At 68.3% G+C, this 17,606-nt stretch carries 16 protein-coding genes; 8 read left to right on the top strand and 8 right to left on the bottom strand.

Annotation, left to right across the window (positions count from 1 at the left end):
• The first annotated feature begins 243 nt into the window (after window positions 1-243).
• Window positions 244-924, top strand: a complete 681-nt coding sequence (gene cei / locus C8K36_RS15790; RefSeq protein ID WP_107985454.1) for an envelope integrity protein Cei — start codon at window positions 244-246, stop codon at window positions 922-924.
• Window positions 925-943: 19 nt separating this feature from the next.
• Here cei and C8K36_RS15785 read toward each other — a convergent pair whose 3' ends face one another.
• Window positions 944-1,861 carry an inositol monophosphatase family protein gene (locus tag C8K36_RS15785; RefSeq protein WP_107985453.1) on the bottom strand — a complete coding sequence of 306 codons (918 nt, stop codon included), beginning with the start codon at window positions 1,859-1,861 and terminating at the stop codon, window positions 944-946.
• A gap of 114 nt (window positions 1,862-1,975) precedes the next feature.
• On the opposite strand from C8K36_RS15785, the gene ppgK reads away from it, so the two are divergent.
• Together ppgK and C8K36_RS15775 are read left to right on the top strand one after the other, a co-directional pair.
• Window positions 1,976-2,752 carry a polyphosphate--glucose phosphotransferase gene (gene ppgK, locus C8K36_RS15780; protein ID WP_219910013.1) on the top strand — a complete coding sequence of 259 codons (777 nt, stop codon included), beginning with the start codon at window positions 1,976-1,978 and terminating at the stop codon, window positions 2,750-2,752.
• Between the two features lie 122 nt (window positions 2,753-2,874).
• Window positions 2,875-4,254 (top strand): RNA polymerase sigma factor, encoded by a 1,380-nt coding sequence (locus C8K36_RS15775; protein WP_420910898.1) that lies wholly within the window; start codon window positions 2,875-2,877, stop codon window positions 4,252-4,254.
• A gap of 15 nt (window positions 4,255-4,269) precedes the next feature.
• Here C8K36_RS15775 and C8K36_RS15770 read toward each other — a convergent pair whose 3' ends face one another.
• The 3 genes from C8K36_RS15770 to C8K36_RS15760 all read right to left on the bottom strand — a co-directional run bounded on the left by C8K36_RS15770 (window position 4,270) and on the right by C8K36_RS15760 (window position 6,423).
• Window positions 4,270-5,475, bottom strand: a complete 1,206-nt coding sequence (locus C8K36_RS15770) for a cation:proton antiporter (RefSeq protein WP_107985450.1) — start codon at window positions 5,473-5,475, stop codon at window positions 4,270-4,272.
• A gap of 21 nt (window positions 5,476-5,496) precedes the next feature.
• On the bottom strand, window positions 5,497-5,979 hold the full coding sequence (locus C8K36_RS15765) for a cation:proton antiporter regulatory subunit (RefSeq protein WP_107985449.1): 483 nt from the start codon (window positions 5,977-5,979) through the stop codon (window positions 5,497-5,499).
• 75 nt (window positions 5,980-6,054) lie between these two features.
• Window positions 6,055-6,423, bottom strand: coding sequence for a DUF952 domain-containing protein (locus C8K36_RS15760; RefSeq protein ID WP_107985448.1), 369 nt, complete (start codon window positions 6,421-6,423; stop codon window positions 6,055-6,057).
• A 247-nt stretch (window positions 6,424-6,670) separates the two neighbouring features.
• On the opposite strand from C8K36_RS15760, the gene C8K36_RS15755 reads away from it, so the two are divergent.
• On the top strand, window positions 6,671-6,874 hold the full coding sequence (locus C8K36_RS15755; RefSeq protein WP_107985447.1) for a DUF7455 domain-containing protein: 204 nt from the start codon (window positions 6,671-6,673) through the stop codon (window positions 6,872-6,874).
• A 111-nt stretch (window positions 6,875-6,985) separates the two neighbouring features.
• Here C8K36_RS15755 and C8K36_RS15750 read toward each other — a convergent pair whose 3' ends face one another.
• Entirely contained in the window at window positions 6,986-8,737 is a 1,752-nt protein-coding gene (locus tag C8K36_RS15750) for a DEAD/DEAH box helicase (RefSeq protein ID WP_258195435.1), read from the bottom strand.
• Between the two features lie 248 nt (window positions 8,738-8,985).
• Here C8K36_RS15750 and C8K36_RS15745 point away from each other — a divergent pair, with 248 nt between their 5' ends.
• Window positions 8,986-10,104, top strand: a complete 1,119-nt coding sequence (locus tag C8K36_RS15745) for a YihY/virulence factor BrkB family protein (protein WP_107985445.1) — start codon at window positions 8,986-8,988, stop codon at window positions 10,102-10,104.
• Here C8K36_RS15745 and C8K36_RS15740 read toward each other — a convergent pair.
• A complete protein-coding gene (locus C8K36_RS15740) occupies window positions 10,077-10,313 on the bottom strand; it encodes a DUF3039 domain-containing protein (RefSeq protein WP_107985444.1) in 237 nt (78 codons plus the stop codon). The genes C8K36_RS15745 and C8K36_RS15740 overlap by 28 nt on opposite strands.
• 60 nt (window positions 10,314-10,373) lie before the next feature.
• Here C8K36_RS15740 and C8K36_RS15735 point away from each other — a divergent pair, with 60 nt between their 5' ends.
• The 3 genes from C8K36_RS15735 to C8K36_RS15725 all read left to right on the top strand — a co-directional run bounded on the left by C8K36_RS15735 (window position 10,374) and on the right by C8K36_RS15725 (window position 13,397).
• On the top strand, window positions 10,374-10,730 hold the full coding sequence (locus C8K36_RS15735; RefSeq protein WP_107985443.1) for a DUF3099 domain-containing protein: 357 nt from the start codon (window positions 10,374-10,376) through the stop codon (window positions 10,728-10,730).
• Window positions 10,731-10,796: 66 nt separating this feature from the next.
• Window positions 10,797-12,275: a DUF7059 domain-containing protein gene (locus tag C8K36_RS15730; protein WP_107985442.1), complete on the top strand. Its 1,479-nt coding sequence runs from the start codon at window positions 10,797-10,799 to the stop codon at window positions 12,273-12,275.
• 153 nt (window positions 12,276-12,428) lie between these two features.
• Entirely contained in the window at window positions 12,429-13,397 is a 969-nt protein-coding gene (locus C8K36_RS15725; protein WP_107985441.1) for a sigma-70 family RNA polymerase sigma factor, read from the top strand.
• A gap of 102 nt (window positions 13,398-13,499) precedes the next feature.
• On the opposite strand, the gene C8K36_RS15720 is transcribed toward C8K36_RS15725, so the two are convergent.
• Together C8K36_RS15720 and C8K36_RS15715 are read right to left on the bottom strand one after the other, a co-directional pair.
• A complete protein-coding gene (locus C8K36_RS15720) occupies window positions 13,500-16,196 on the bottom strand; it encodes a bifunctional GNAT family N-acetyltransferase/acetate--CoA ligase family protein (RefSeq protein WP_107985440.1) in 2,697 nt (898 codons plus the stop codon).
• Window positions 16,189-17,463 (bottom strand): acetoin utilization protein AcuC, encoded by a 1,275-nt coding sequence (locus tag C8K36_RS15715; RefSeq protein ID WP_107985439.1) that lies wholly within the window; start codon window positions 17,461-17,463, stop codon window positions 16,189-16,191. The genes C8K36_RS15720 and C8K36_RS15715 overlap by 8 nt, the downstream gene beginning before the upstream one ends.
• Window positions 17,464-17,606 lie beyond the last annotated feature (143 nt).

The following is a 17,606-nucleotide window of genomic DNA, read 5'->3' as shown; positions in this document are numbered from 1 at the left end:
TAGCCGACGCGCCGGGAAAAGTGGCAACCGAACCGGACGCTGTCGAAAACTGTCCGTCAATCGTCACCAACAACTGCTCGAGCCGAGACATTCCTGCACGGGCCATGTACAGGACGGTGACGAGGCAGGGATCTACAGTGATCTGGGGTTCCACGACGGTCCGCAGATCGTGGCCGGGACCACATCGATTCCATTTGCGGACCACCGAATCCGCGTTCGTCTACGGAGAGGTCGACAGACACCGTGGTTTCCCTGATCACCGAAGGCAGTTCGACCGACGATCAGGGTCGACGATTCCGGCGGCGGCGCCTGCTGCCCGCGATCGCCCTCATCTCGGTGCTCGCCCTGATCGGCGGCGGGATGTGGGTCCGCATCCTCACCGAACCCGAGGTGTACGCGACCACCGTGGACTGCAACCCACCGGTGATGCCGAAATCCGCGGACGCACCCGCACCCCAGCCACTCGGCGAGAAGGTGGCACGCAGCACCCTGCTCGACGTCCCCCCTGCCGCCCTCTCCTCGACCCAGGTGCGGGTGTTCAACGCGAGCGGCGAACGCGGCCAGGCCGCTCACGTCGCCGCCCAGCTCGGCGAGTACGGCTTCGCCAGCGCCCCCGACGTCCAGGCGGGCAACGATCCGGTCTACGTGGACCAGACGCTCCAGTGCTACGGCCAGATCCGCTTCGGTGAGCAGGGTGTGGCCGCCGCAAGTGCGCTGTGGCTGGTCGCGCCTTGCGCCGAACTGATCCAGGACGGCCGGTCCGACGAGACCGTCGACTTCGCGCTGGGCACGTACTCGAAGGACATCGCACCGAGCGCCGACGCGGACGAGGTCCTCAAGTCGCTCAAGGATCCGGTCGCCGGAGCCGAACCCGCCCCGTTGGACAGCGGACTGCTCGACGCGGCGCGGACGGCCCGCTGCTGACCGACCACGACAGCCGCGGTCACGGGATCGGCGTGTAGACCCCGACCGACCGCATGACGGCGTCCAGATCGTCGGCGATGCCGGGCGCCATCGCGACCACCACCTCGCCGGAGGCCCCGCGAACGTCCGGTCCCGGCACGTGGACTCGCGCACCCGCCTCGATCGCGATGAGGGCGCCTGCCGCCCAGTCCCACGGGTTCAGGCCGTGCTCGAAGTGGGCGTCGACCCGCCCGGAGGCCACCATGCAGAGGTCGAGTGCCGCCGACCCGACCCGTCGGATGTCCCGCACGTGCGGGAGCAGTTCGCCGATCAGGCGTCCCTGGGCACGGCGTCGCTCCGCGTCATAGCCGAACCCGGTAGCCAGCAGCGTGGACGACGCGTCGGTGATGGGGTTGCACGACAACGCGCCCTCGACGACCCCGTCCGGGGAACTCGAGTCGACGAAGCGGGCTCCGTCGCCCGCCGCCGCCGAGTAGGTGACACGCGCAGCGACGTCCACGACGGCACCCGCGACCGAGACCCCGTCGATCTGGGCAGCGACGGAAACCGAGTAGGCGGGGATCCCGTAGAGGAAGTTCACCGTCCCGTCGATCGGATCGACCACCCAGCGGATGCCCGCCACGCCGTGCGCGCCACCGCCCTCCTCCCCGAGGATGGCGTCGTGCGGGCGTAGCTCGGACAAGCGTGCACGGATCAACTGTTCAGCCTCGGTATCGACGACGGTGACCGGGTCCGTCGGTGTGCTCTTGGCCCGGACCGACTGCCCGTCGTCGGCGCGCAGTTCGGCGCCCATCACGCCGAACACCTCCGGTCGGCGCGACCGAACATGCTCCGCGGCGGCCTCGGCGATCGTGACCGCGACGCGGCGCAGGTCCGCGGGCGCGACGGAGGCCGGAGTCGGATCGGACGAACTGGTGGGACTGTCGGTGCGACGCATGTGTGTATCGCACCACACCCCCGCTCCACCTCACCACCGGTATCCCCCGGCCGAATGCCCCCGAAGCAACTACTGTTTCGACGCACAGGGTCATCTCGACGGAGGGAGACGATGGTGGGCGCACGCGGGTTCGGCGTCGATGTCGGGGGCAGCGGCATCAAGGGAGCCCTTGTCGACCTGACGACCGGTGAATTGGTCGAGGAGCGCATCAAGATCGACACACCACATCCGGCGACGCCCGAGGCTGTCGCGGCCACGGTCACGGAGATCGTCGCGCGCGCCGGATGGGACGGGCCGGTGGGGATCACCCTGCCGAGCGTCGTGACCGCCGGCATCGCACGCACCGCCGCCAACATCGACCCGTCGTGGATCGGCACCGACGCACGCGCCCTGTTCGCTGCCGCGCTGGGCGGCCGAGGCGTCGTGGTCCTCAACGATGCCGACGCGGCAGGACTCGCGGAGGACCGGTTCGGGGCCGGCAAGGACGTCGACGGAGTCGTCGTGCTCCTGACGTTCGGCACGGGCATCGGGTCGGCAATCCTGCACCACGGCGTGCTGCTTCCCAACACGGAGCTCGGCCACCTGGAGGTCGACGGCAAGGAGGCCGAGCACCGGGCCGCGTCGTCGATCAAGGAGGACAAGGGCCTGTCGTACAAGGAGTGGGCTGCCGAGGTGACACGCGTCCTGCGCCGCTTCGAGGACCTGTTGTGGCCGGACTTGTTCATCGCCGGCGGCGGCATCAGCCGCAAGCACGACAAGTGGATTCCCCGCCTGGAGAACAGAACTCCGGTCGTTCCCGCTGCTCTTCTCAACACTGCCGGGATCGTCGGCGCCGCTCTGGCCACCGGGAACGCCTCGCCGAACGAGCGGGAAACCGGCATCGCTCCGTAACAATTCCCGAGCTGTCGTTACAATGGATGGCGGCCGACTGTGAGTCGGCGAAACCCGACAGACCTCTCCGCCGGAATCCACTCTGGCGTGACGCCGCACGACACCGTCACGAAAGGGCGTACGTGGCAGCCACCGATACGCGTCAGACCGCAGATTCAACACCCGAATCTGCGACCACTGCTTCCACTGCCGAGGCCACTACCGGTAGCGCGCCCGCCGCCAACAAGGCTCCCGCGAAGAAGGCCGCCGCCAAGAAGGCGCCGGCAAAGAAGGCCGCCGCCAAGAAGGCGCCCGCGAAGAAGGCCGCCGCCAAGAAGACGGCCGCCAAGAAGACCACCAAGAAGGCGACCACGAAGGCCGCCAAGGGCGACGACATCGGCGATGAGGAAGATGTCGATATCGCCGATCTCGAGGTTGCCGACGGCGAACTCGTCGAGGAAGAGGTCGAGGAGGTCGTCGTCGAAGAGGACGAGGAAGAGACCGCCGAGCCCACCGAGAAGGACAAGGCGTCCGGCGACTTCGTCTGGGACGAGGAAGAGTCCGAGGCGCTCCGTCAGGCCCGCAAGGACGCCGAGCTCACCGCCTCCGCGGACTCGGTGCGCGCCTACCTCAAGCAGATCGGCAAGGTTGCGCTCCTCAACGCCGAGGAGGAGGTCGAACTCGCCAAGCGCATCGAGGCCGGCCTGTTCGCGACGCACAAGATGAACGAGATGGTGGAGAAGGGCGAGAAGCCCTCCCCCACCGATCGACGCAACCTCAACTGGATCACGCGCGACGGTAACCGCGCGAAGAACCACCTGCTCGAGGCCAACCTTCGACTGGTCGTCTCGCTCGCCAAGCGCTACACGGGCCGTGGCATGGCGTTCCTGGATCTCATCCAGGAAGGCAACCTCGGTCTGATCCGCGCGGTCGAGAAGTTCGACTACACCAAGGGCTACAAGTTCTCGACGTACGCGACGTGGTGGATCCGTCAGGCGATCACCCGCGCGATGGCCGACCAGGCCCGCACCATCCGTATCCCGGTGCACATGGTCGAGGTCATCAACAAGCTGGGCCGCATCCAGCGTGAGCTGCTCCAGGATCTGGGCCGTGAGCCCACTCCGGAGGAACTCGCGAAGGAAATGGACATCACGCCCGAGAAGGTGCTGGAGATCCAGCAGTACGCGCGTGAGCCCATCTCGCTCGACCAGACCATCGGCGACGAGGGCGACAGCCAGCTGGGCGACTTCATCGAGGACTCCGAGGCGGTCGTCGCGGTCGACGCGGTCAGCTTCACGCTGCTGCAGGACCAGCTGCAGTCGGTGCTCGAGACGCTTTCCGAGCGTGAGGCCGGCGTCGTGCGCCTGCGGTTCGGTCTCACCGACGGCCAGCCGCGGACTTTAGACGAGATCGGTCAGGTCTACGGCGTCACGCGCGAGCGTATCCGTCAGATCGAGTCGAAGACGATGTCGAAGCTGCGCCACCCGTCGCGGTCGCAGGTGCTGCGCGACTACCTGGACTAGGTATCGCCCGGTACGTCAGCTTGTGAGGAAGGGGTCCTTCGGGGCCCCTTCCTCATTTGGTCGGGAGCGCTGCAGCATCCGCACGACGGGTTCGGCGATACGCGCGCCCACCGGACCGAAGACGGCCATCAACAGGACGTAGGCCGTCGCGAGTGCCGCGAGGTCGCCCTCGACGGCACCGGCGGAGACGGCGAGGCCGGCAATGACGATCGAGAATTCTCCGCGGGCGATCAGCGCCGCGCCGGCGCGGGCCCGGCCCATGACACCGATTCCCTGACGTCCGGCCGCCCACCACCCGGTGAGGACCTTGGTCGCGGTCGTCACGAGGGCGAGCGCCAGCGCGGGCAACAGGACCGGGGGAATCGCCGTGGGATCGGTGTTGAGGCCGAACACGACGAAGAACATGGCGGCGAACAGATCTCGCAACGGCTCGAGCAGTCGGGCCGCGTTGCGCGCGGTGGAACCCGAGATCGCGATGCCCAGCAGGAAGGCCCCGACGGCGGCAGACACCTGCAGCGACGATGCCAGACCCGCCACCAGCAATGCCGCCCCGAGCAACTTCAGCAGGAACACTTCACGATCCGAGCTGTCGACCACGGCCGAGACGACGTGGCCGTAGCGGAGCGCGACGACGAGCACCACCGTGATGACCGCGAAGGAGATGCCGACCGCTTGCAGACCGCCGAGGAAGCTCACCCCGGCCAGCACCGCCGTGAGGATGGGCAGATAGACCGCCATCGCGAGGTCCTCGAACACCAGGATCGACAGGATCACCGGGGTTTCGCGGTTACCGAGGCGACCGAGGTCGCCGAGCACCTTGGCGATGATGCCCGACGACGAGATGTAGGTGACGCCGCCGAGCACGAGCGCCCCGACGGGACCCCATCCCAGCATCAACGCCATCACCGCGCCGGGACCTGCGTTGAGCAGCATGTCGACGATGCCCGCGAACCACGATCGCCGCAGTCCGGTCACGAGTTCGGACGCCGTGTACTCCAGGCCGAGCAGGAGCAGGAGCAGCACGACGCCGATCTCGCTCGCCAGATGACTGAAGTCGCCGATGTCGCCCAGCCGGATGAAACCGCCCTGCCCGAAGCACAGACCACCGAGCAGGTAGAGCGGGATCGGGGACATGCCGATACGACCGGCGAGGCGCCCGAGGACGCCGAGTGCAAAGAAGACGGCGCCGAGTTCGACGAGTGCCAGTGCTGTGCCGGTCATCGTGCGTCGATCGTGCCGGAATCAGCCGTGCGCAAGGATTTTGGCGGCGTGGTCGAGGCCCTCCTGCGTGCCGACCGCGACGAGGAGATCCCCCTCCGTGAAGGTGAAGTCCGGATTGGGCGACGGTGCGACCTGGCCGGCACGCATGACGGCCACGACCGACACACCGGTCCGCGTGCGCATCGCGGTCTCGCCAAGCGTGCGGCCGTCCCACGGGGAGTTCTCGACGATCGGCAACTGACGGGTACTGATCCCGGGTAGGTCCCGGTGTTCCTCACGCAGTTGCGCGACCAGCTGTGGTGCCCCGAGGAGATTCGCCAGAACCGAGGCCTCCTCGGACTCCAGCGGGATCGAGGCCATGCACGCATCCGGGTCGTCGACCTTCGAGACGATCAGATCGGTGCGCCCGTCACGATGGGTGACCACTCCGATGCGCCGACCCGTCGCGAGTGCAAAGTCCTTGCGGACACCGATGCCGGGGAGCGGCGTCACTTCGACGTTCATGGCTAAACGGTAGCGCTCTGTCCGGTCGGTGAGCCACGCCCCCGCTCGGCGAGCCGCCGTCGAGCCTCACCGCTGTCAGTGCGCGGGTGGAAACATCCCGTCGGCGCCGGGCCGGTAATCGACGACCTCGACCACGGCCGCCGACGGCAACGGGCCGTACAGATGCGGGAACCGCATCGACGTCGGATCAGAAGGCACGCCCGGTTCCCAGCGGACCTCGGCACCGAGTCGCGTCGGATCGAGATGGAGCAACACGAGATCCAGGCGCCCCGCGAAAAGGCGATTCGCGGGGAGGTGGACCTGGGCGGGCGTCGAGAGATGGACGAAACCGTCGGCGTCGAAACCCGGTGGGGTCCGGCTGCCGATGCGCCGCAGCTCCTCCCATTCGGCCCGCGAACACAGGTGGACAAGACCTGGTACCCGCCCGGTTTCGGTGTTCGACATGTACGGTTCCCTTCGGCACAGGCCCCGGACATCCAGGACAAATGTCTGCTGTGAGCGAACACCCTCATCCTGCCTGGGCGCATCGTGCGAGTTCAGAGCGGGTGCTGTTAGGGAGGACACACCGAGGCCGATTCGGGAACAACCCGGTCAGGTCGAACGTCTGACAGAGTGGACCTACCGCGTCACCCCCGGCGCGGCGGAAGACCCCAGGCGGCGGGCGCGAGCCCACAGCCAGTTCGGAGGAGTCATGCCCGGAACACTGACCAGCCCCCCGTTGACCGCTGCCGACCGGTGCGACCGGTGCAGCGCTGGAGCACGCGTGCGCGCCGTGCTCGTGAGCGGAGCAGAGCTTCTCTTCTGCCAGCATCACGCCAACGAGCACGCGGATCGTCTTCGCGAGATGAACGCCACTATCGTGAGCGATTCTGAAACCGCCGCGGCCACGATCTGACGCGTCAGCCCTCCGGGCGGGCCCCGTCCGTCCCCAGTTCCCGAAGCGGGCGACCACCGATGGTGGTCGCCCGCTTCGGCGTTTCGGTCACCTAATCCGCCACCTGCTCGATTACCACTGCCGCAGCGTCGCGATCCGATCGGTGAGCTGATCCACCGTCGCGATGGCCGTCGGCGGGCCACCACAAGCGCGACGCAGTTCGCCGTGGATGATGCCGTGCGGCTTGCCGGTCCGGTGGTGGTGCATGGCGACGAGCGAGTTCAGTTCGCGGCGCAGATTGGCCAACTGACCCGCCGAGGCCACCCGCTCCGCGACCTGCGGGACCGGTGGCGGGACCGCGGCCTCGACGACCGCTGCGGGCTTGTCGATCTGAGTCTGTTGACGCTGCCGCAGTAGTGCGCGCATCTGGTCGGCGTCGAGCAGACCCGGCAGACCGAGGTAGTCGGCTTCCTCGTCGGATCCGGAGAACGTGGCCGTCCCGAACGAGGATCCGTCGTAGATCACCTGGTCGAGCTCGGCGTCGGCGCCGAGCGAGGTGAACGCCTTCTCCTCCTCGCCGAGCTCGTCCTTCTGCTTGTTCGCGTCCGCGAGCAGTTCGTCGTCGAGGCCGTCCTTCTCCCGGTGCGGCTTGCCGAGGACGTGGTCGCGCTGCGCCTCGAGCTGGCTCGCGAGGTCGAGCAGGACGGGGACGGACGGCAGGAACACGCTTGCCGTCTCGCCCTTCACACGCGAGCGCACGAATCGGCCGATGGCCTGTGCGAAGAACAACGGGGTCGACGCGCTGGTGGCGTAGACGCCGACGGCGAGCCGGGGCACGTCCACGCCCTCGGACACCATGCGCACCGCGACCATCCACGGCTGGGTGCTCTTACCGAACTCCGCAATCCGCTTGGAGGCGGTGGGATCGTCGGACAGGATCACGGCCGGCGCCTCGCCGGTGATCACCTCCAGCTGCTTGGCGTAGGCACGCGCCACCGTCTGGTCGGTCGCGATGACCAGACCGCCGGCGTCGGGCATGCCGCCTGCCCGCAACTGACCGAGCCGCGTGTTCGCGGCGGTCAGCACCGACGGGATCCAGTCCCCGGCAGGGTCGAGGGCGGTGCGCCACGCGCGCGCAGTCTGCTCGGCATTGAGCGGCTCGCCGAGACGGGCCGCGAACTCCTCGCCCGCGCTGTTCCGCCAGCGGGCTTCACCCGAGTAGGCGAGGAACACGACGGGCCGGACGACACCGTCCGCGAGCGCATCGGAGTAGCCGTACGTGTGGTCGGCCTTCGAACGCTGGTGGCCCTCGTTGTCGGGCTCGTATGTCACGAACGGGATCGCGCTGTCGTCACTGCGGAACGGCGTTCCCGTGAGGGCGAGGCGGCGTGTCGCATCGCCGTACGCGTCCCGGATCGCCTCACCCCAACTCTTGGCGTCGCCGCCGTGGTGGATCTCGTCGAGGACCACCAGGGTCCGGTGTGCCGCGGTCCGGGCGTGATGCTTGAACGGATGCGACGCGACCTGCGCGTACGTCACGACGACACCGTGGTAGTCCGACGACGTCTGTCCGGTCGAGTTCGTGAAGTTCGAGTCGAGCGCGATGCCGATGCGAGCCGCAGCCTCCGCCCACTGGTGCTTGAGGTGCTCGGTGGGCGCCACGACCGTGATCTGGTCGACGGTCCTGTCCCGCAGCAGTTCGGATGCCACTCGCAGCGCGAACGTGGTCTTTCCGGCACCCGGCGTCGCGACCGCGAGGAAGTCCCGCGGCCTGGTGGCCAGGTACTTGGTGAGGGCGCGCCGCTGCCACGCTCGAAGAGAGCCGGTGGGAGTGGGTGCAGTTTCGACAGTTCCTGGTTCAGCGCTCACATCGCACCTCGCCATGGGCTTCGCACAGTTGTTCCCACTCCTCGCTTCGCTGACAGGGGTCACGGCTGCTGCCACGGCACGGTCTCGGAGCCCCGATCTCCGGCAACGACCCCCGAGGAGCCTAGCGGCAGCCACCGACCGTTTCAGCATCAGCCGTGGCGGCGTCCGAAGCGGTGCCCGAACACCCCGGTGGCAGAATCGTTCGCGACACGGCCGCACCCCACCGGGCATCTCGGCGCGTCGTCAGGAATCCTGGAAGCATCATGAGCGAGACGCCGGCAGCGAAGAAGCACCGACCACTGCATCGGTGTGCGCAGGTGATCGGCCGGACGGCAGCCAAAGCATGGAACGACTCGATCTTCGGCAAGTCGGCGACGGCGGCGTTCTGGCAGACCCTCTCCCTGCCGCCGCTGCTCCTGGGCCTGCTCGGCAGCCTCGGTTATGTCGGCGGCTGGTTCGGCCCCAACACCGTCCAGATCATCCAGTCGAAGATCATCACCTTCAGTCACAGCGCGTTCAGCGAGAACGTGGTGGACCAGATCATCGAACCCACCGTCACCGACGTCCTCGGACGCGGTCGGCCGGAGATCATCTCGGCGGGTTTCCTGCTGTCGCTGTGGGCAGGATCATCCGCGATCTCGACGTTCGTCGACTCCATCGTCGAGGCGCACGGCCAGAAGGACGCCCGTCATCCCGTGTGGCAGCGAGTGTTCGCGCTGCTGCTGTACGTGGGGTTCCTGGTGCTCGCGGTCTTCACCCTCCCCCTCGTCGCGCTCGGACCGACGATGATCGGCCGGGTGCTTCCGGAGTCGTGGCACACGTTCGGGTCCGAGATGGTGGACGCGTTCTACTACCCCGCGGTCGGGCTGTTGCTGATCGTCGGGCTCACGACGCTCTACAAGGTGGCGCTGCCCAGGTCACTGCCGTGGCACCGACTGCTCGGTGGGGCGCTGCTGGCCGGGGTGTTCTTCATGGCGGCCAGCGCCGTGTTGCGCTGGTACCTGACATGGGTCACCGGAACCGGCTACACGTACGGTGCGCTGGCAACCCCGATCGCGTTCCTGCTGTTCACGTTCTTCCTCGGCTTCGCGATCGTCCTGGGCGCCGAGTTCAACGCGACCATCCAGGAGTTCTGGCCCGCGCGCGCCACCCGCATGGAACAGGTCCGGGACTGGATCGCCACACAGGCGGCGATCGACGAATCGGAGGACTCCGGGCCGGTGACCGCGATCACGCGTCGGATCGCGACCGGACCGATCCGCTTCACGTCCGATCGGGAGGAGTCCGACGGCGACGGGGACAGCGAGGATGTGGATGCGCCGCCGCGCGACGCATCCACCGAGGGTGAGGCGAATCAGTCGCCCTTGCGCAACCCCTCGTAGACCTTCTTGCATTCCGGGCACACCGGGGAGCCCGGCTTGGCGGACTTGGTGACCGGAAACACCTCGCCACACAGCGCGACCACGTGCGTACCCATGACCGCACTCTCGGCGATCTTGTTCTTCTTCACATAGTGGAAGAACTTCGGGGTGTCGTCGTCGGTCGTCTCTTCGGTGGTGGTGTCGGGACGTTCCTTCGTCAATGTGCTCACGTGTCAATAATGCCGCAACCGCATGTGCAATCGCCGCGCGAGAGTGGAACAGTGGAAGCCATGGCAAGTACATCGGGGTCCGGCGAGTCCGCCGAGAGTGGTACGCCCCGCCACCCGGCACTGATCACCGAGGCTGCGCAGTCCATCGAGGATCAACACCGGGCGCGCGTCCGGAAGTACCTGACGATCATGTCGTTCCGGATTCCGGCGCTGATCCTCGCGGCCATCGCCTACGGCATGTTCGGGAACCCCTGGATTTCGGTGGGCATCATCGCCCTGTCCGTTCCGCTCCCCTGGATCGCGGTCCTCATCGCGAACGACAGGCCCCCGCGGAGCAAGGACGAGCCGAGCCGGTACGACCACCGCGACGAGGCACGCGCGCTCGAGTCTCGGACGCATCGCACCATCGAGGGGTGATCTGCGCGACCGAGGGGTGATCTGCGCGACGTCCGGCCTGTCTCGGTGGGCTGCGACAATACTCGCGTGACCCGTGATCTTTTGCTGTCCGTCTGTGCGCCACTGCGCGAAGCGCTCACGCGCGCCGCGTTCGACACCGACGCGATCCTCGATCTCCTCGGCCCGGAGGCCCACGCGGCCCTCGATCGCCACGAACCGGTGCCGGTCCGCCGTGCGACGGAGGGCGGCGGCGACCTCGGGCAGTTGGTGCGGCTCTTCCTGCTCGGTGACGACTGCGACTCGGCCTCCGTTTCCGCCGCCCTGAGTCCGCTCGCCCTCGACGACGCCGTCGCCGCCGGACTGCTGTCGCGAGACGGGGACGTCGTGCGCGCGGAACTCGATCTGCGCCCCCTGGATCTGGGAACGGGCAACCGCTGGGTGCTGGCGGACCTGGACGGCTCGATGCGTCCGAGGAAGACCGCCGACGACCATGTCATCGGGGTCGGGCACGCCTCCCTGTCCCTGCTGCAGGGCACACCGACGCGACCGGTCGGCACCGTCCTCGACGTGGGCGCCGGGTGCGGCATCCAGGCGCTGCGTGCCGCCGACTACGCGGGCACCGTGACCGCAACCGACATCAACGTGCGGGCACTCGACCTGACGGCGGCGACCGCGGCGCTCAACGGCCTCGAGTTCGAGATCGTCGAGGGTTCGTGGTTCGACCCGGTGGAGGGCCGGATGTTCGACCAGATCGTCGCGAACCCCCCGTTCGTCGTGAGCGAGGCGCGAGTGGTCAACAGCTACCGCGACTCTGGTCTGGATCTCGACGGCGCGAGCGAACTGATGATCTCGCGCGCCACCGATCACCTCGCGCCCGGCGGCACGGCAGCGATGCTCGCGTCGTGGCTGCACGTCGACGGCGAGGACTGGCGCCACCGGGTGGCGTCCTGGCTGCCGGCGCACGGCATCGACGCGTGGATCGTGCAGCGGGACGTCGCCGACCCCGCCCTGTACGTCGGGACGTGGCTGCGCGACGGCGGCGGCGATCCGCGCGATCCCGCCGTGCAGGCGCGCGCGGAGGCGTGGCTCGACCATCTCGAGGAGGCCGAGGTGGAGGGTGTCGGTTTCGGGTTCGTGTACCTGCGGCGGACGGATTCGCGGTCGGACATCCTGTGCGAGGACCTGCGGCACGGCTTCAGCGATCCACTGGGCGACGAAGCGCTCGCCTATTTCGAGCGTCTCGCGTGGCTGCGCGAGCACGATGTGATGGAGGCGCGGTTCGCGGTCCGCCCCGATACCGCCCTCGAACGGGTGTATCTGCCCGGCGACGACGGCTGGCGCCAGGTGGTCGCGCGCGTGCACCGCGGGAACGGACCGCAGTGGCAGCACGAGGTCGACGACCTGGCAGCAGCGCTGCTCGCGGGAATGCGGGGCGACGGTCTGGCGTTGGAAGAACTCGTCACGCTGCTTGCCTTCGCGCACGACGAGGACGAGGAGTCGCTGACCGCCACCGCGATACCGCTGGTGCATTCTCTGGTGCGTCACGGGTTGATCGAACCCGCCTGACGCGCGTTCCCGGGCGCGTACCTTCTCAGGAACTTCTCAGGGGACCACCGCGATACCTGCAGGTCAGGGGCGGCTACGACGAATCGTATCGGGAACTTTCCCGGGCGGTCGGAGCGTTGAGCCATATGAGACACCCCGATGAGGAGGCACGTCATGACAAGCCCCAGCACCACTCGACCCCGCGCCACCGGTTCCGATCTGGACAGCCAGAGCCCGGCGGCAGATCTCGTTCGCGTCTACCTGAACGGGATCGGCCGCACGGCACTGCTCACCGCTGCGGACGAGGTCGATCTGGCGCGGCGGATCGAGGCGGGGCTGTATGCCGCGCATGTCCTCGAGACCAAGAAGCGGCTCACGGCGGTCAAGAAGCGCGACCTCGCCACCATCGTGCGCGACGGGGAGGCCGCGCGGCGCCACCTCCTCGAGGCGAACCTGCGCCTGGTGGTCTCTCTCGCGAAGCGCTACACCGGACGCGGTATGCCGCTGCTCGACCTCATCCAGGAGGGCAACCTCGGGCTGATCCGCGCGATGGAGAAGTTCGACTATGCGAAGGGCTTCAAGTTCTCGACGTACGCCACGTGGTGGATCCGTCAGGCCATCACCCGCGGCATGGCGGATCAGAGCCGCACGATTCGGCTCCCCGTCCACCTCGTGGAGCAGGTCAACAAGCTTGCCCGGATCAAGCGCGAACTCCACCAGCAGCTGGGCCGTGAGGCCACCGACGAGGAGCTGTCGCAGGAGTCCGGCATCCCCGAGCACAAGATCGCGGACCTGCTCGATCACAGCCGCGATCCGGTGAGCCTCGACATGCCCGTCGGCAACGACGAGGAGGCCCCGCTCGGCGACTTCATCGAGGATTCCGAGGCCACCTCCGCCGAGAATGCCGTCATCGCGGGACTGCTCCACAGTGACGTCCGCAGCGTCCTGGGCACGCTCGACGAGCGCGAGCAGCAAGTGATCCGCTTGCGCTACGGCCTCGACGACGGCCAGCCGCGCACGCTCGACCAGATCGGCAAGCTGTTCGGACTCTCCCGCGAGCGCGTGCGTCAGATCGAGCGCGAGGTGATGGGCAAGCTCCGCCAGGGTGAGCGCGCCGATCGTCTGCGCGCATACGCCAGCTGACCTTTCCGCCCCGACTCCTTCTCGCGAGTCTCCCGGCCGATCTCCGCCCCTCCCCCTCGGGCTCGGAGATCGGCCGGGTTTTCTCGTATCGGGACGGGGTGGTCACCACTCCCGGAGTCGGCGCGGACCGAGGTCGGCCATGCTCGGCTCGGGGCCGATCCGTACCCGGGAGTCGGTGACCTGGGCGCCCTCCGCGGACGCGAGAACCGGTTCGCACGCAAGCGAGCGAACCTCGGGCAGGTCGTCGGCGAGCGCCGACACACGCTGGACCAGGTCGACGAGTGCCTGCTTGTTCACCGGTACCGCGCTGCGGTAGCCGGAGAGCAGGGGTGCAGCCTTGGGCGCGTCGATCAGTTCCGCCGCCTCGTCCTCCGTCAGCGGAAGGACACGGAAGGCACGGTCACCGAGGAGATCGGAGATCACACCGGCTAGACCGAACGAGATGAGTGAACCGAACGACGGGTCGTCCTGCACCCCGACGACACAGCCGATGCCCTTGGTGGCCATCTTCTGCACGTGCAGAAGCGGTTCCCCGGACGCCGCCGCGAGGTCCCGGTACGCGAGCCGGACCGAGTCGGGTCCCACCAGGTCCAGCCGCACACCCCCGAGATCGGGGCGATGCCGCCACAATTCACCGGTCGCCTTGACCGCGACCGGGTAACCCAATTCGTCCGCCGCGGCGACCGCTTCGTGCTCGGTGGTCGCGGCCCGGAACTCGACGACGTGAACTCCGTAGCACTCGAGCAGTTGCGCGGCCTCGAAATCCGACAGCCATCGCCCGTTCGATTCACCCAGCCAGCCCTTGACGAGACCGCGGGCGCGGTCGGGATCGATACCGTTGGGGCGGACCACCTTCGATACGGGCCTGCCCCGCCATGCGGCGTAGCGCCACGCCCGGGCGAGGGCGAGGGCGGCCCTCTCCGGTCCGGGGAACGACGGCACCGATCCCCGTGTCGGATGGCCGTCGGGTCCACGCACCACCAGCACGTCCGGAATGCCCTCGGCCGCGAGGAAACTGGTGAGAATCGGTTTGTCGGTGTCGACGACAGCCTCGCGCAGCGCCTGCGCATACGGCTCGACCGCGACCGCGACGGGCGGCGCGAACACCGCGATGACGGCGTCGACGTCGAACGACGCGAGTGCACGCGAGACCGCGCTCGCGAACACGTCCGGCGTCGCCTGCGCGCCCAAGTCCACCGGCTCCCCCACTTGCAGGCCCTCACGGCGCGCGGCATCCGCGGCGAGCACACCGAGTGCAGTCGAGTTGCCCACCACGGCGACCCGCGGACCCGCGGGCAGTGGCTGATAGCCGAACAGCATCGCGCAGTCGAACAGCTGCGAGATCGAGCCGACCTGCACGACGCCGGCCTGCTCGAAGAGGGACCGCACGATCGAGTCGTCCATCTCGACGCCGGTCGCGGCGAGCGCGGGCGGCACGGCGTGGCGTCCGCTCTTGACTGCGACGATGGGCTTGTGACGGGCCACCCGACGCGCGATTCGCGAGAACTTGCGCGGATTTCCGAAGCTCTCCAGGTACAGCAGCACGACCTCGGTGTCCGGGTCGGTGTCCCAGTACTGCAGCAGGTCATTGCCGGAGACGTCCGCGCGGTTGCCGGCGGAGACGAAAGTCGACAGGCCGAGTTGACGCTTCGCGGCCTGATCGAGGATCGCGATGCCGAGTGCGCCGGACTGGCAGAAGAACCCGACCCGCCCGGGTTTGGGCAGCACCGGCGCGAGGGTCGCGTTCAGCGACACCGTCACGTCGTTGTTCGCGACTCCGAGCGCGTTCGGGCCGATCAGGCGCATGCCGTGCGCACGCGCCGCGTGCACGAGGCGCCGCTCGGAATCCCGCCCGTCGGGCCCGGTCTCGCCGAAGCCCGCCGACACCACCACGAGCGCCTTGACGCCCTTGGTGAGGCAGTCGTCGAGCACCGAGTCGATCGACTCGGCCGGAACCGCCACGACCGCGAGATCCACGTCGTCGGGAATATCCCGCACCGTCGGGTACGCGCGAACGCCGCGCACCGACCGGTGCTCGGCGTTCACCGGGTAGACGGGCCCCGAGAAGTTGCCCTGCAGTAGATTCGCCAGAACCGCGTTGCCGACCTTGGAACTGTCGGTGGACGCGCCGATCACGGCCACCGATCGCGGGCTGAGCACGTTCCGGACGCTGCGCGCCTCGGCGGCGCGCTCGCGCGAGTTCCGCACCGACAGAAGTGCTTCGGTGGGGTCGATCGCGAACTCGAGGCGGAGCACGCCGCCATCGAAACTGCGACTGACCTGGTAGCCGGCCTCGCGGAACACCGAGACCATGTTGCGGTTCTCGGCGAGGACCTCGGCGACGAACATGTTCAGGCCGTTCTCGGCGGCCGCGCCCGCGAGGTGTTCGAGCAGGATCGGCCCGAGTCCACGGCCCTGGTGCGAATCCGCGACCACGAACGCGACCTCGGCGGAACGCCCGTCACCGACGTCGAGCAGACGTTCGTAGCGACCGACCGCGATGATCTCGTCGCCGAGGATCGCGACGAAGGCGACGCGGTTGTGATGGTCGACCGTCGTGAAATTGACGATGTCGCGCTTGGACATCGTCGGATACGGGCCGAAGTAGCGCAGGTAGCGGGTGCGCTCGGAGAGTTTGCCGTGGAACTCGACGAGCTTGTCCGCATCCTCGGGAACGATCGGCCGCAGGTGGACTACGCCGCCGTCCGATGCGAGGACGTCCGCGAGCCAGTGTCGCGGAAAGTTGCGTGCGCGTTCGAGAGCGACTTCCTGAGCGTCTTTGGCGGTGCCGTCAGTCACGGGGATCCTCCGGATCGAGGCCGAGCAATGGGAACGTGGCGCGGCGGGTCGCGATGATGGCCGCGTCGATTCGGGTGAGGGCGCGATCCATCGAGGCGACACCGGTCTCCGGTGTCCCCCCGGGTCCGTCCCACGGCAGGTACTTCGTGTCGCCGCCCTCACCCATCGTCGTCGGCAGATCGACACTGGGGGCGATCACGCGTGCCTTCTCGCGCCACGTGTCGGGGATCGTCGTGTCGAGGTCGACTTCGCGATCGAGTGCGGCCGCGATCAGATGGGTCCACGATCTCGGCACGACACGCACCAGTCCGTAGCCACCGCCACCGACGGCGAGCCAACGCCCCTCCGAGTAACGATCGGCGAGGTCACGCATCGCGAGATAGGCGGCCCGCTGGCCGTCGACGGTCAGTGCCAGATCCGCCAGCGGGTCTTCACGATGATTGTCGGCCCCGCACTGGCTGATGACGATCTGCGGCCGGAACCCGGCTATCGCGGCCGGCACCACCGCGTGGAACCCCCTCAACCACAGTGCATCACTGGTCCCGGGGAGCACAGGAAGGTTGATCGCCGTACCCTCCGCTGCACCGGCCCCCACCTCGCTCGACCACCCGGTGTTCGGCCACAGGGTCGCGGGATGCTGGTGGATGGAGATCGTCATGACCCGCGGGTCGCCGAGGAACGCGTGCTGCACTCCGTCACCGTGATGTGCGTCGATGTCGATGTAGGCGATGCGGTCGAAGCCGTTGTCCAGCAACCAGGAAATGGCGATCGCGGCGTCGTTGTAGACGCAGAACCCCGACGCCCAGTCCGCCATCGCATGGTGCATACCGCCGCCGATGCTCACCGCGCGCCGCGCGCGCCCGGACGCGATCTCCTTCGCGGCCGCCAAGGACCCCCCCGCGAGGACGGCGCTGGCCTCGTGCATCCGGGGAAAGATCGGGTTGTCGTCGGTGCCGAGTCCGTGCCGGATCTCCAGCTCCGGGGGCAGCGCCCCGTCAGTCGATGCGCCCGCGAGCTTGACGGCATCGATGTAGGCCGGGGTGTGAATCCGGAGGAGATCGGCGTCGGACGCTGCGTCGGGGCGCACCACCTCGGCACCCTCGATCAGCCCGAGCCCGTCGGCGAGGGCCATCGTGAGATCGAGGCGTGTCGGGTTCATGGGGTGCTGGGGACTCCAGCGGTAGCTGAGGTAGTCCGGGCTCCAGACCACGACGCGATCCGATCCGGTGGTTGCTGTGCCCCTACCGGGACCTGACGACGCGGCCATTCACTCAAGTTACTTGGCGCGGCAGCGCATGCGCGAGGCGCCACGAGACGCGCCGAAGGGGCCGTCCGTGTGACCCTCCGCACCGGCCCTCACGCGACGCGTTCCGCCTTCGAGCCGGAGCGGGACCGACAAACCGAAATGCC

Origin of the sequence: Rhodococcus sp. OK519, assembly GCF_003051005.1 — a bacterium.
Taxonomy (GTDB): domain Bacteria; phylum Actinomycetota; class Actinomycetes; order Mycobacteriales; family Mycobacteriaceae; genus Prescottella.
Note: the sequence above shows the minus strand (reverse complement) of the source record. Positions and strands in the feature narration are given on the sequence as shown.

What these genes read in the sequence shown, in the direction of transcription:
- C8K36_RS15750 (WP_258195435.1), bottom strand. Translation starts at nt 8,737, where the DNA reads ATGGCGAGGTGCGATGTGAGCGCTGAACCAGGAACTGTCGAAACTGCA.
- C8K36_RS15715 (WP_107985439.1), bottom strand. Translation starts at nt 17,463, where the DNA reads ATGGCCGCGTCGTCAGGTCCCGGTAGGGGCACAGCAACCACCGGATCG.
- C8K36_RS15765 (WP_107985449.1), bottom strand. Translation starts at nt 5,979, where the DNA reads ATGAACGTCGAAGTGACGCCGCTCCCCGGCATCGGTGTCCGCAAGGAC.
- C8K36_RS15745 (WP_107985445.1), top strand. Translation starts at nt 8,986, where the DNA reads ATGAGCGAGACGCCGGCAGCGAAGAAGCACCGACCACTGCATCGGTGT.
- C8K36_RS15735 (WP_107985443.1), top strand. Translation starts at nt 10,374, where the DNA reads ATGGCAAGTACATCGGGGTCCGGCGAGTCCGCCGAGAGTGGTACGCCC.
- C8K36_RS15755 (WP_107985447.1), top strand. Translation starts at nt 6,671, where the DNA reads ATGCCCGGAACACTGACCAGCCCCCCGTTGACCGCTGCCGACCGGTGC.
- C8K36_RS15725 (WP_107985441.1), top strand. Translation starts at nt 12,429, where the DNA reads ATGACAAGCCCCAGCACCACTCGACCCCGCGCCACCGGTTCCGATCTG.
- C8K36_RS15770 (WP_107985450.1), bottom strand. Translation starts at nt 5,475, where the DNA reads ATGACCGGCACAGCACTGGCACTCGTCGAACTCGGCGCCGTCTTCTTT.
- C8K36_RS15785 (WP_107985453.1), bottom strand. Translation starts at nt 1,861, where the DNA reads ATGCGTCGCACCGACAGTCCCACCAGTTCGTCCGATCCGACTCCGGCC.
- C8K36_RS15760 (WP_107985448.1), bottom strand. Translation starts at nt 6,423, where the DNA reads ATGTCGAACACCGAAACCGGGCGGGTACCAGGTCTTGTCCACCTGTGT.